We start from the raw sequence: 13,849 nt of genomic DNA, 5'->3' as shown, positions 1-13,849 counted from the left end.
GAAAAGCATGGCAACAATGTACAAGACCCCCGGCGTTTACATCGAAGAAATCCCCCAGTTTCCGCCTTCCATTGCACCTGTAGAAACGGCAATTCCGGCGTTTATCGGCTATACCGAGAGAGCCAGCCGCAGCGGCGAGTCCCTTTTTAACAAGCCCACGAAAATTGAGTCCATTGCGGAATATGAACTGCTTTTTGGCGGGGCTCCTTCGCAGGATGTAACGCTTTTTTTGGATACCAATAACCAGTTTGTACGAGCCGAAGCTGAGGCAGAGCTATATTTGTATGACAGCCTCCGTCTGTTTTATGCCAATGGCGGCGGCAACTGTTACATTGTTTCGGTCGGCTCTTACACCGACAGCCTATCTTCCGCCACCCTTGAAGCGGCTATCGACCTGCTGGAGCAGGAAGACGAGCCGACGATCATCCTTTCGCCGGATGTAGCCTCGGACGCGAGCGGGCCTTATGAATTTCAGAAAAAAGCCCTGACACACTGCAAAAAGCTGATGGACCGTGTAACTATCTGCGATCTGAAAAAGACAGTTGATAATACGGCATTCGAGGATTCCGTGGCCGAGTTCAGGGACAAGATCGGCATTAACTACCTGAAATACGGTGCCGCTTATGGCCCATGGATCAGGGCAAATCTGCCGCGCACCCTTCTGCGCCGCAATGTCAATCTACAGCGGGACGGTGTAGGGACGCCTGTCCAGTTGAGCAGCCTGACGGCAGATGCGGACTTACAGAGTCTGATTGCGGATCTGATCAATGTGGAAGATTTTGTGAAAGAGGCTCTGACGAAGAAAAATATACTCTCCGGCGGCGCGGATAAAACGCTGGAAGACCGCTTAAAAGGGTTGCTCGATACTTTTAACGCCACTGCTCCAGCGGCGACGTCGGCGCAGATGCAAGCGGCATTGCAGCCGATAACGAGCTACATGGTCAGCATTGTCAAGGAAATAAAATTGCGCTATGACGCTGCGCCGGTTGCGGCTAACAATCGTTTCAAGCTGAAAGACGATATCGATAAATATATCGCCAATTCCAATATGAAAACTGCGCTCGCAACGCTGGCGAACCACCATAAATTTTTAAACGGATTGGGCGCTGCTGACAAAATTGAACTGGTAAAGTCCGGCGCGGATCTGGATGCCGTGGCCGGATTTTTGGGCTTTACTGATGGAGCCACGCTGCTGACGCCTCCCCCGGCGCCCCCGGCTGAAGTTACCAGCGCATACGCTTCCGCCACAACAGCCAAACAAAGAAGTGTGGTGGCAATAGTCCCGGCACTATCCGCCGCCAATGAAGCCATTGCCTTTTTCCGCTTCCTGGAGTCAACGCAAAGCAACTACGAAAAAACACTGAACGACGCGTTACTGGCTGCTTTTGGCTTATATAAGGATCTGGTGACGAAAGCAGCCGACGCCCTCAATGTGCTTCCGCCGTCGGGCGCGATTGCCGGGATATATGCCGCGACAGACCGGGATCGGGGGGTGTGGAAAGCGCCCGCCAATGTCAGTCTGAACTCAGTGATCGCCCCGGCAGTGAAAATTTCGCATGAAGAGCAAGAGTCTTATAACGTCGATGTCAACGCGGGCAAATCCATCAATATCATTCGCTCTTTCGTCGGCAAAGGCATCCTGGTCTGGGGGGCGCGCACCCTCGCCGGCAACGACAATGAATGGCGCTACGTCAGCGTCCGGCGCTTTTTCAACTTTGCGGAAGAATCGATCAAGAAAGCGACCGAGCATTTCGTGTTCGAGCCTAACGATGCCAACACCTGGGTGCGCGTGCAGGCCATGATCGAGAACTTTCTGACCGTGCTCTGGCGCCAGGGCGCATTACAGGGCATCAAACCGGAACATGCGTTTTATGTCGCTGTAGGGCTGGGCAAGACCATGACGCCACTGGACATTCTTGAAGGCCGCATGATTATCGAAATCGGCCTGGCGGTCGTTCGTCCCGCCGAGTTCATCATCCTCAAGTTTTCGCACAAAATGGCGGAATCCTGAGCAACTGCACTGGAACGATCTCTATTTAACAACCAAGGATAAATATCATGGCACAAGAATATCCAATTCCCCGATTCCATTTCCAGGTCGACTGGGGCGGCGCAAAAATAAGCTTCACTGAAGTAACCGGCCTGGTCATGGAAAGAGAAAAAATCGAATACCGGCACAGCGACAGTAAGGATTTTAATAAAATCAGCATGCCGGGCATGGTCAAGAACAGCAATATCACCTTGAAACGAGGTAAATTCGAAGGCGATTTTGACTATAACACCTGGCTGGAAGACATCGCCAACGAGCGCGTCAACGGCCGGCGCGACCTGACTATTCGCCTGCTTAACGAGAAACATGTACCGGTCGCCGCATGGTCGGCCACCCGCTGCTTTCCAGTCAAGGTTACCGCGCCCGATCTTAAGTCGGACGCCAACGAAATCGCCGTGGAAAGCATTGAAGTGGCGCATGAAGGCCTGAAACTGATGAAAGTCTGACGGATTCGGCTGATGATTGATTACTATCCGCCGCTGGGATTTTATTACAAAGTGGAATTCGGCATCAGTCAGGACAAAAACGACGTGCGCTTTCAGTCGGTGTCGGGCTTGTCGGTGGAATACGATTATGAAAATTTCAAGGAAGGCGGAGAAAACCGCTTTGAACACAAGCTGCCGGTACGCACCAAATATGCCGACCTGGTGCTAAAGCGCGGCATGTTGACGGACTCGGCCGTGCTGAAGTGGTTTCTTGACGCCTTCCGCGACCGCGCCTTCAAGCCGGCGGATATCAACGTGATTTTGATGAACGAGAAAAGCGAACCGCTCAGGACCTGGAAAATCTCTCATGCCGTGCCGAAAAAATGGCTGGTCAGCGACTTGAATGCCAATGAAAGCGCAATCGTCATTGAAACGCTGGAATTGACTTACCGCTATTTCAGTATTCAGTAGAGAACGGCCATGGTTGACAAACTGGTAACGGACAATGCCCATTGAGATAAAAGAGCTGCATATCCACGTCGTGGTCGATGCTTCGCCGGGCCAGACGCCCATCGCAAAACAAGGCGGCGGTAAAAATGCGCACGACGGCGACAGGGATGACGACAAGGAAGCCATCATCGCCGAGTGTGTCGAGCAGGTACTGCAAATATTGCAAAATAAACAGGAACGCTGATGACTGGTAAACTGGAAAAGATGCTCATCCTGGCCTTCGAAACGTCCGAAGACGCCGAAAACGGCGGCCAGCTCGAAGCCAGGGACAAGTTTGAAGCTCTGATCAACCCGGAAACCTACACGCTGGACTATAAGGTCAAAACGGCTGACGGACAGGGTCAGGGCACCAGTTCGGCGCAGGCAAAATTCGAATATACGATGCCTGAAGAACTCTCCTTTGAGTTCCTGTTCGACAATACCGGCATCATCGACGGCAAGCCCAATCCCGACGGCGTATTCGATGATGTCAACCATTTCCGGCAGATGCTGACGGGCTATCAGGGCTCATCTCACGAGCCTTATCATTTGAAACTGGTTTGGGGGAATCTGATTTTCAAAGGCCGGGCTGTCGAACTCAACATTAATTACAAACTGTTCAACCCCAACGGCCAACCGATACGCGCCGTTGCCAAGGTCAGGTTTAAAGGCAGTATTGAAGAGAAGAAACGCGCTTTACAGGAAGATAAAAGCTCGCCCGATCTGACCCACGTCCGCAAAGTCAAGGCCGGCGATACTCTGCCGCTGATGTGTTACCGGATTTACGGGGACCCCAAATATTATCTCCAGGTAGCGGAAGCCAATGGCCTCGGTAATTTTCGATTCCTGACTCCGGGAACCGATCTGGTGTTTCCACCGCTACGTTAGCCAAGCCCTCTGAATGACCGTGAACAACGAATCAACCATCCCAACCCCGGCAACACCAGATGTCTGTACCGCTGCCATACTCATCGAAGGCGCGCAGATCTCCGGCGGATACCATGTGCTGTCGATTTATGTGAGCCGGGAATTAAACAGGATTCCCACCGCCACGATCTATTTACAGGATGGCGAAGCATCCAAGGCGACGTTTAAAGCGAGCAATACCGATCATTTTATTCCGGGTAAAAAAATTGAAATCCAGCTCGGTTACCGCTCGCAGAATGATTCGGTATTTAAAGGCATTATTGTCAAACACAGCATCAAAATCCGCAAAAACGGTACGCAGCTGATTGTGGAATGCCGCGATGAATCGGTAAAAATGACCCACGGCGTCAATAGTCGCTATTATGCCGACAAGAAGGACAGCGACATCATGGAGGACATTATCGGCCCTTACGGTTTGCAGAAAGACATTACCGCCACTCAGGTGGAACTGAAGGAAGTGGTGCAGTATGACGCCAGTGACTGGGATTTTCTGTTGTGCCGCGCCGAGGCCAACGGTTTGATCGTAAAGGTTGAAGACGGCAAAGTTACTGTAGCGCCGCCTGCTGCTTCCGAGCAATCGATATTGAATGTTCAGTACGGGGCTACGCTTCTGGAACTCGATGCTGAAATCGATGCCCGCTGGCAAAGCAAGGGCATCACTGCCCAGAGCTGGAACGCAAGCGATCAGGAACTGCTGACTGCGGAGGCCAGGGAACCCGCCATAACCGGCGGCGGCAATCTTGAACCCGCCGATCTCGCCGATGTGATCGGCAGCGACGCCCATACCATCAGGCACGGCGGCAAACTGAGCCAGCCCGAATTACAGGCCTGGGCCGACGGCCGGTTGCTGAGAGAGCGGCTGGCCAAAGTGAGGGGCCGGGCAAAATTTCAGGGCTTCGCCGGCGTCATGCCGGACAGGATCATTCAAGTGACCGGGATCGGCGAACGCTTCGAAGGCAAACTGTATGTATCCGGTGTCCGCCACAGCTTCGCCAAAGGCAATTGGGAAACCGATGTCCAGTTGGGCCTGAATACCGAATTATTCGCCGAAACCTATAATCTGCGCCCACTGCCGGCGGCGGGACTGCTGCCGGCCATCAGCGGTTTGCAAATGGGCATCGTGACTATCCTGGAAAATGACCCCGAGGGCGAAGATCGCATCAAGGTGCGGCTGCCCATGATAAGCACCGCTGAGGAAGGCATCTGGGCGCGCGTCGCGACACTGGATGCCGGCAAGGAACGCGGCACGTTTTTCCGCCCTGAAATCGGTGATGAAGTGATCGTCGGCTTTCTGCATGACGATCCCCGCTACCCGGTTGTCCTGGGCATGTGCCATAGCAGCGCCAAGCCCGTGCCGGAACCCGCCAAGGATGACAATCACCTCAAAGGCTATGTCAGCCGTGAAAAAATGAAATTCACGTTTGATGATGAAAAAAAAATTATCACGCTGGAAACGCCCGGCGGCAATAAGCTGCGGCTTTCCGAGGAAGACAAGGGCATTACCTTTGAAGACCAGAATGGCAACAAAATCATCCTGGATGACAGCGGTATCAAAATCGAAAGCGCTAAAGACCTGATCCTGAAAGCCGCCAAGGATATAAAAATCGAAGGCATGAATACCGAATTGAAAGCGCAAACCGCGTTCAAGGCATCAGGCAGCGGCAGCGCCGAAATTTCGGGCGCCAGTACCACCCTGAAAGGCAGTGCCACTACGGTCATCCAGGGCGGCATCGTTCAAATCAACTAACCTGGAGCGTTAAATATGCCCCCTTCAGCACGCGTAACCGACCTAATCACCAGCACCGCGACCTCCGGTATTCCCATGCCGATCCTGCCGCCCGGCGCGCCCAATGTGCTCATCGGAGGGTTGCCGGCGGCGCGCATGGGCGATAGCTGCGGAGCCGATGCCATCATCAAAGGTTCGGCAACCGTCCAAATCAACGGACTTCCGGCGGCAAGGATCGCCGACCTGACCGCCGGCGGCGGAGCTATCCTGCCACCCGGCGCCTTGACTGTGTTAATCGGTGGCTGATATGGATCGTTCTTTTCTCGGCCGCGGCTGGTCCTTCCCTCCCTCTTTCGACCCCGGCAATGGCCGGGTCGAGATGCTGGAACAGGAAGCCGATATCGCCTCCAGCCTCGAAATACTGCTCGGCACGAGGCAGGGCGAGCGGATCATGCTGCCGCAATACGGCTGCAATCTGGATGAATTGCTGTTTGAAAATCTGGATACGCGTATGAAAACACTGATGACCGACAAGATCGAATCGGCCATTTTGTATCACGAACCGCGCATTCAACTGGAAAAAGTGCAGCTCAATGACAGCCGGGAGCAGGAAGGCGTGGTGCTGATAGACATCATTTACCGGGTGAAAGCCACCAATTCGAGATTCAATTTTGTCTACCCCTACTACAAACTGGAGGGAACCGACATTAATCTCGCCACAACCGTCAACCTTTTGCCCGAGGGCGTTTGATCATGGCGACTTCCGGCAATTGCAAGCAAAACACCGATCCCTTGAAACTGGTTCACGAAGGCACCCGCCAGGACCGGCGCTTTCCTGCACCGCTGAATCCCGCTTACGTGCCGGTCGATGAAAGAAGGCTTGAACACGCGCTGGTGTTTGCAAAGGCTTATGCCGGGCATTTGAAATTTTACGATGCCAACAACATCGTGACCGGCGACTGGGCGCCTTTTTTTAGCCGCGATGTTTCGGTGCAACTGGCGATTGCCGCGATACAGGATGTCGATTATTACAAAAGCAACGTCAAAGCCTCTTTCGACTTTTTAAATAATCTCAGCAACGATGCGCCTGAAAAAGAAACCGAATTAAAACAACGCCTGGGCTATCTGTTCAGCATTATCGGCACTCTCGCCAGACAGCTGGAACAGTTGAAAGAAGAACTGGCAACCGAAATTCCGCTGAAACACAGCTTGCGCAACCTTATCCAAAACCAGTTGGCGCCGGCGTTGGCAAAACTGATTGCCTACTATGAAGCATTTCCCAAGTCCGACAGCGATTTTGCCGGCGCACATCCCGACATGGTTTTGTTAGGCGCGGCAACGACGGATTTCGCCGGCATTTACAATTATGAATTTTCCGAAGACTGGATCACGACCTCCGCCTCCGACTGGAATGCCTACCTATCGGACATTGCTCCGGACAGTTCAGTTTACGGCACCGGCGCCGGCGTTTTTGAACGCATCAATCACATTGCCACGCACAATCTCTTTACCTCCATCTTTGACCAGTTCCTGAAAGTCTATGTCCGCACTGTCATTGAGGCAAAGCAGGCCCTGCGGCAAACCCTGACCGGCCGCGATGACCACGAACCGCACTATGCCCTGTTCCTGTCCTTTCTGCAGCTGTTTGACCATGCCCGCGCAGAAACCAATACCCTGACAGCGCGCCATCTGGATTTTTATTATCGACAAATCCTGCGCCTGAAAGAAAAACCTGCCGAACCCAGCCATGTCCACCTGCTGGTGGAACTGGCCAAACAGGCTGAGAGTCATGAAATAGCCGCCGATACGCTGTTTAAAGCGGGCAAGGATGATTCGGGAGTCGATGTATTCTTTGCCAATGACCAGACTTTTATTGCCAACAGGGGCAAAGTCACATCGCTGAAAACCGTCTATCGGCATACAAATTCCCTGCATGACAGTTTGCCCTACCAGGGTGGCCGCCTGTTTGCATCGCCGGTCGCCAATTCCGATGACGGCATGGGCGCAAAACTCACGTCCGCCGACCAATCCTGGCAGCCCTTCTTTAACAAGCTCTACAGCCAGGGCGAGCTAACCGAAATCAGAATGCCCGAAGCCGAAATCGGCTTTGCCGTCGTCTCGTACTATTTATTGCTGGCGGAAGGCGTTCGAACCATTACGCTACGCTTTGCCATCGACATGGCCAGCGCTCTGGCCGCTAATCATAAAGCTGATGTTGCCTGTTTTGTCAGCACCGAAAAAGGCTGGTTTCAGGCCGAAGTGACTGAATTCGCCATTCCCGCCAGCGGCCAATTGCGGCTGACAATCCGGTTGGGCGGGGCCGATCCGTCCGTTACGCCTTATTCAGCCAAAACGCATGGCTACAGCTTTGAGACCGATCTGCCGGTGTTGCTGCTTAAACTGGCGCATAACGATAACAGCGAGTTTCTTTATGCCGAACTTGAAGCTATCCGTGTGCAAAAGGTTGAGCTGGACGTATCGGTCAGCGGTTTGAAAACACTGGCGATTGCCAATGACTTTGGTCCGGTCGACGCCTCCAAACCGTTTCAGCCTTTCGGCGCATCGCCCGCGACCCACAGCAGCCTGGTGATTGGCTCCCGGGAAGGGTTCCAGAAGAAACTTTCTTCCTGCACGGTCAATATAGGCTGGCAAGTCGCTCCTGCCCCGTACTCCGGCGCCACGGTCAAAATTGGCGTGGACTTCCTGCAGGACGGCCAATGGTCAACGGTGAAAACGCTCTCTTTTGACATTGCCGAAACCGAATTTGAACTGCTGAGCGGCGTTGCAAGCAACGTAAAACCGTATGTGGACAAACCTGATCTGTCGGAACAGGCGATGTTCAACACGGCGTCCCGGCACGGCTATGTGCGCCTGAAACTCTCCAGCGATTTTGGTCAGAGCCAGTATGAAGAGGCATTGAACACTTATATAGACAATGTCATTAACAAAGTTACCCCTAACCCCAAACCCACCCCGCCTGCCGGCCCGTTCATTACCGAACTGACGCTGGCCTACACGGCGACGCAAACCCTGCTGCCCGGCAGCGGCCAGCAAACCGATTTCGACGCGCGTCCGGGCCGTTTTTTTCATCTGGCCCCGTTCGGTCATGCCGAACAGCACCCGTTTCTGAAGACCGGCGCCACAGATCCGTCTCTCTATTTATTGCCGCAGTTCAGACATCTGAACAGCGCCGGCGGCAACGGTTTCGATAAAAAACTGCCGGCCAATCACCCCGTCAGGCATGAGGCCGAATGCTATATCGGCATCGCCGACCTGCGGCCGCCGCAAAATCTGGCGCTGTTCTTTCAGATTGCCGACGGCACGGCCGACCCGGTATCGGTAAAACCGCAGCCGCATATCCACTGGAGCTATCTGCGCAACAACGAATGGATCGGTTTTCCCGAAAATACCGTGCAGGACGGCACTTCCGGGCTTTTAAATTCCGGAATCATTACTTTCTCGGTGCCGGATGATGCCTCATCGGACAATACCCTGCTGCCGGCCGGACAACACTGGCTCAGGGCATCCGTCGCTGCGGAAAGCGATGCGATATGCCGCTTGCAGATGGTCGAGGCGCAGGGTCTGACCGCCACCTTCAAAAACAACGGCAACGATCCGGCATTTCCCGCCCAAACACTGCCGGCAGGCACCATTAGTAAGCTTGAGACGCCCAACGCCGCCGTCAAAGGCATCAGCCAACCGTTTCCGGATTTCGGCGGCAAAGGCGCCGAGCAGCCCGATGCCTTTTATACACGCATCAGCGAGCGCCTGCGGCACAAAGACCGGGCCATCGCGCTTTGGGATTATGAACATTTGCTGCTGGAAGCCTTTCCGCAAATTTATCAGGCCAAATGCCTGAACCATACGCATTACGAACCCGATGAAGGCAGCGGCATCTACCGGGAGCTGGCGCCGGGCCATGTCACGATCGTCACCGTTCCGAACCAGCAATTCCACAACCTGCGCGATCCGCTGCGACCCTACACCAGCCTGGGGCTTCTGGAGGACATCAAGGCATTCCTGCAACAACGTCTTTCCTGCTTCGTCAAACTGCATGTCAAAAACCCGCTGTTCGAGGAAGTCGGCGCGCATTTCAAGGTGCGCTTCCACGAAGGTTTTGATGAAGCGTTCCATGCCAACAAACTCGATGAAGCCATTACCCGCTTCCTCTCGCCCTGGGCTTTTCCGGGCGGCGGCAGCCCGACTTTCGGAGGAAAAATTTTTCAATCCGTGCTGATCAACTTTGTGGAAGAACAGCCGTATGTGGATTATGTCACCGATTTCAAACTGTCCCATACCTATACAAAGCTCGACGGCAACGGCCAGAAAATCGAAGCCGTCGATCTGGATGTTACCGAAATAGAAGGCTCGAAAGCCGTCTCCATCCTGGTTTCGGCCCGGCATCACACGATCGAAGTCATTAATCCCGCCCAGCAAACAACGGTCGACAGCACCTGTCAGTGTGAATCCGTATGAACAAGATACCCGATAGCCTGCCCAAACAGCCTGAACTGAAAGCCGCCGAGGATTACTATCGTCTCCGGCGCGAAGGCATCGGTTTTATCGAACGGATGGGCAGCCGCTTATGGACGGACTACAACACCCATGACCCCGGCATCACTATTCTCGAAAACCTGTGTTACGCCATTACCGATCTGGCCTACCGCAGCGGTTGGAATATCGCTGACCTGTTGACGCCCGCTTCGCCGTCGGCAAACGCCAAAACGCCTTTCCCGGACCAGGCCTTTTTTACCGCCCGCGACATTTTGACGGTCAATCCGCTGACGCCTGACGATTTCCGTCGCCTGCTGATCGACCTTGAGCACATACGCAATGCCTGGGTGTTTTGCAAGGATTGCGCCTGCGGCTTCAGCTATTACGCCTGGTGCCAGAACGACCAACTGCAGCTTTCCTATCAAAAACCCGACGACGCGCTGCATCCCAAACGAGTCGAGCCGCAAGGTTTGTACGAGGTCTTGCTGGAACTGGAAGCAGACCCTGAACTGGGCGACCTGAATGACCGCAAGGTCAGGCATGCCTACAGCGTTTTCGACGCCGAAGGCAATCCGCACCGGATATCAATAGAGATGCGCTTCCCGGACTGGCAACTGGCAAATCCAGGACAGGGACAGTTTTTCATCGAAAGCGGCGATGCTTTCTCGGGCTCAAACGGCGCTTCATTCAAGGTCAAGGTAGGTATTGGCGCCACCAAAACCTACGACGTGCTGACAGACCCGTTGCTGGATGACGCCGGGCGCGATAAATATCTGCGCGATCACTGGCGTCAGGTCTGGTACGTGCGTTTCGAGCTGGAACTCCTGCCGGGCGGAGAAAACATTATCATCGAACATGCCGCGCTGCGCATGTTCGGCGATGTGACCGCCAAAAACCAGGTCACGGCCGACGGCATGAAGGCTTTGTTCGAAGACCAAACATCAGAGGGATTCATCCAGCGTTACCGGAACAAGCTGATCGGAACCGACAAGGCTATTAGCGCCGCCAAAGACGCTTTGCAAAAACATCGGAACCTGGACGAAGATTATTGCCGCATCAGGACCGTCGATATCGAGGATGTGAGCGTCTGCGCCGATGTTGAAATCAAGCCCGATGCCGACATCGAACGCATACAGGCCGAGATCTGGCTGACTATCGAACACTATTTCAATCCGCCCGTGCCCTTTTACGCGCTGCAGGAACTGCTGGCTGACGACACGCCCGTGGAAGATATTTTCAACGGTCCCGAATTAAGCAACGGATTTATTAAAAAGGAAGACCTTGAAGATTCCGGCTTAAAAACCGTTTTACGCGTCTCCGATCTCATCAACAGCCTGATGGACATCAAAGGCGTCATTGCCGTCAATAACCTGCTGCTAAGCAAATACGATGAGGAAGGCAATGTTGTCAAAGGCGCCGCCGATCCAGCCTGGGCTAGCGACGGAAGCCCGATATTCGACAACAATAAAATCAGCGCTGCCTGGCTGCTGTATGTCAGTCCCCTGCATCAGCCCCGTTTCCATCGGGATCTGTCCCGATTCCTGTTTTTCAAAAACGGCCTGCCGTTTGCGCCCAGAAAAGACGAGGCTTATGACACCCTGATACAGCTGCGCGGCGAAATGGAGCGGCCCAAAATCAAAAACACGCTCAACGACCTGTCCATCCCCGAAGGCACATTCCGCGATCCCGAAGCTTATTTTCCGCTGCAATACGGTTTTCCGCTGACCTACGGCATCGGCCTGGAAGGCCTGCCGTCTCATGCCTCAACTCAGCGCAAGGCACAGGCCCGGCAGCTCAAGGCTTATCTGCTGCTCTTTGAGCAGCTCATCGCCAACGCCCTGGCGCAAATCGCCCATGCCGCCGATCTGTTCTCGCTCGACCCGGCGACAGATCGCACCTATTTCTTCAAGGAATTCAGCGAATCCGTCATCAAAGGCTATGCCGATTTGACCAACGGTCTCGGTAATGCCGAGCTGGAAACGATGGTTGAAACCATGCCGGAATTTCATGAACGGCGCAATCGCTTCCTCAATCATCTGATGGCCCGCTTCGGCGAACAATTTGATGAATACGCGCTGCTGCTAACCCGGTCACAAGGCCAGCAGGCCGCGCAGGATCGCCTGATCAAGGACAAGATCACCTTTCTGACCGCGTATCCCGGCATCAGTCATGATCGCGGCAAGGCTTTCAATTACACCCTGCCGGCCTCACAGGATAACCAGTCCGGCATCAAGAAGCGCGTCAGTCTGCTGCTGGGCTTTCCCTGCCTGAGTTTCAGCATGGACACCGATGAACCGGCCGGCAACTTTTATACGGCAACCTACCAATTAGTAGACGCCCAGCAACACAGCTGGTTTGCCGGCAGCATCGGCGTCAATGCCAGTGACAACGAAGAAGCTAAACGGCAAGCCTCTCGATCACTGCTTGCGGCCATGAGCAACCCGGACGCCTACGACATTGCGGCTGAAGCGACCCAATATCTGCTCAAGCTCAAAGACGCCGGCAACAACCCGCTAGGCCAGTCGAATCCGCTTGCAAGCAAAAGTGAAGCCGAAGCGCTCAAAACCGAATTGCTAAGCTGGAGCGCCAACGAACGCGCCATCGTCGTCGAACATCTGCTGCTGCGGCCCAAATTCCCGGGCGATGCGCTCTACCCTGCCTGCGTCAGCGGCACCTGCGGAACCTGCGGCGATGAAGACCCCTATTCGTTTCGCCTGACCTGGGTCATGCCCGGCTGGACGGCGCCTTATAACGACAATATGGACCTGCGCGGTTTCGCCGACCGCACGATCCGCCGGGAAACGCCCGCCCATCTGCTCGCGAAGATCTGCTGGGTCGGCAACGAGGGATTTACGGCCAATCCTTGCGATCCGGTAGTCGGCAACGTGGCGGAACTGCTGAGCGCGGCCTCGGCCAGCGCAGACGAACAACAAATCTGCGGCTGCGCGACAGCGCTTTACCACCGCTTCAGCGATGCCTTCAGGCTGTGGTATCAGGACAAAATCCTGCGCAATTTCCAGCCGGATGAACTGAAAACCGAACTGCAGGCGCTGTTTGGCAATCTGGACGCCAACGGCCTGGATTGCGCGGCCGTGATTGATGAGACGATCTGGCAACAGATTGCAGCGCTGATGCTGGACTATTTTCAGCACATCGCGCTCGGCGGCTGGCAGTTCGAGCGCTTTGAAAATGCCTGGCGCCAGTGGCTGGAAGCCAACGCCAGGATCGACTGGACCGAAGAACGCCTGCCGGAACAGCTTCACGCCATCCTGTCGGCCAATCTGCTGAGCGCTTCGGCTGCGGATCTGTGCCGGTGCAGTGCCGGCATACTGAGCGCATACGGCACGGCCTTTTACCAGTGGATGAGCGGCAACATTCAGCAAGGCCGGGATTTCGGCGATCTCACCGATTTCCAGCCGATAACCATCAGCCTGCGTGAAGAAGGCAACGGTCAGCCGCCGGCCTTCTGTGTCGACGCCACGTTCAGGACCGGCACGGCCGCAGCCATACAGGCCCTGCTGGATGAGCGCTATGCCGGTTATCGGGAAGTATCGTTCCGCCTGTGGCAGGCCGTCAACCTGCTGGCCGGACTGCGCAACGTTTACCCGGACGCAACCCTGCACGATTGCGACGATGGCAGCGACCTGAACCCGGTGCGCCTCGGCAGTACCGCGCTGGGTTCGCTTCACGCCAGCTATCCCAAATCATCTGAAACCTTCTGACAATAGTGACATCGCC

At 54.7% G+C, this 13,849-nt stretch carries 10 protein-coding genes; all 10 read left to right on the top strand.

Annotated features, from left to right (window positions below; all coding sequences use genetic code 11):
• Positions 1-7: 7 nt before the first annotated feature.
• The 10 genes from METLU_RS0121105 to METLU_RS0121060 are packed head-to-tail and all read left to right on the top strand — an operon-like array spanning position 8 to position 13,833.
• A complete protein-coding gene (locus tag METLU_RS0121105) occupies positions 8-2,011 on the top strand; it encodes a phage tail sheath C-terminal domain-containing protein (protein ID WP_027159959.1) in 2,004 nt (667 codons plus the stop codon).
• 47 nt (positions 2,012-2,058) lie between these two features.
• Positions 2,059-2,496, top strand: a complete 438-nt coding sequence (locus METLU_RS0121100) for a phage tail protein (RefSeq protein ID WP_027159958.1) — start codon at positions 2,059-2,061, stop codon at positions 2,494-2,496.
• Positions 2,497-2,508: 12 nt separating this feature from the next.
• Entirely contained in the window at positions 2,509-2,946 is a 438-nt protein-coding gene (locus tag METLU_RS0121095; protein ID WP_027159957.1) for a phage tail protein, read from the top strand.
• A 34-nt stretch (positions 2,947-2,980) separates the two neighbouring features.
• Positions 2,981-3,169 carry a DUF5908 family protein gene (locus METLU_RS0121090; RefSeq protein WP_027159956.1) on the top strand — a complete coding sequence of 63 codons (189 nt, stop codon included), beginning with the start codon at positions 2,981-2,983 and terminating at the stop codon, positions 3,167-3,169.
• Entirely contained in the window at positions 3,169-3,852 is a 684-nt protein-coding gene (locus METLU_RS0121085) for a CIS tube protein (RefSeq protein WP_027159955.1), read from the top strand. The genes METLU_RS0121090 and METLU_RS0121085 overlap by 1 nt, the downstream gene beginning before the upstream one ends.
• A 13-nt stretch (positions 3,853-3,865) precedes the next feature.
• Positions 3,866-5,638 carry a type VI secretion system tip protein VgrG gene (gene vgrG, locus METLU_RS0121080; protein ID WP_196806578.1) on the top strand — a complete coding sequence of 591 codons (1,773 nt, stop codon included), beginning with the start codon at positions 3,866-3,868 and terminating at the stop codon, positions 5,636-5,638.
• Between the two features lie 15 nt (positions 5,639-5,653).
• A complete protein-coding gene (locus METLU_RS0121075) occupies positions 5,654-5,923 on the top strand; it encodes a PAAR domain-containing protein (RefSeq protein ID WP_027159953.1) in 270 nt (89 codons plus the stop codon).
• A 1-nt stretch (position 5,924) separates the two neighbouring features.
• The gene (locus tag METLU_RS0121070; protein ID WP_027159952.1) at positions 5,925-6,368 is read left to right on the top strand and encodes a GPW/gp25 family protein; all 444 of its coding nucleotides are present in this window, start codon (positions 5,925-5,927) and stop codon (positions 6,366-6,368) included.
• A gap of 2 nt (positions 6,369-6,370) precedes the next feature.
• Positions 6,371-10,093 carry a baseplate J/gp47 family protein gene (locus METLU_RS0121065; RefSeq protein ID WP_027159951.1) on the top strand — a complete coding sequence of 1,241 codons (3,723 nt, stop codon included), beginning with the start codon at positions 6,371-6,373 and terminating at the stop codon, positions 10,091-10,093.
• A complete protein-coding gene (locus METLU_RS0121060) occupies positions 10,090-13,833 on the top strand; it encodes a hypothetical protein (protein WP_027159950.1) in 3,744 nt (1,247 codons plus the stop codon). The genes METLU_RS0121065 and METLU_RS0121060 overlap by 4 nt, the downstream gene beginning before the upstream one ends.
• Positions 13,834-13,849 lie beyond the last annotated feature (16 nt).

The sequence above is a fragment of the Methylobacter luteus IMV-B-3098 genome (genome assembly GCF_000427625.1).
GTDB lineage: Bacteria > Pseudomonadota > Gammaproteobacteria > Methylococcales > Methylomonadaceae > Methylobacter > Methylobacter luteus.
The sequence above is the reverse complement of the archived record's forward strand: the minus strand, read 5'-3'. Positions and strand labels throughout refer to the sequence as shown.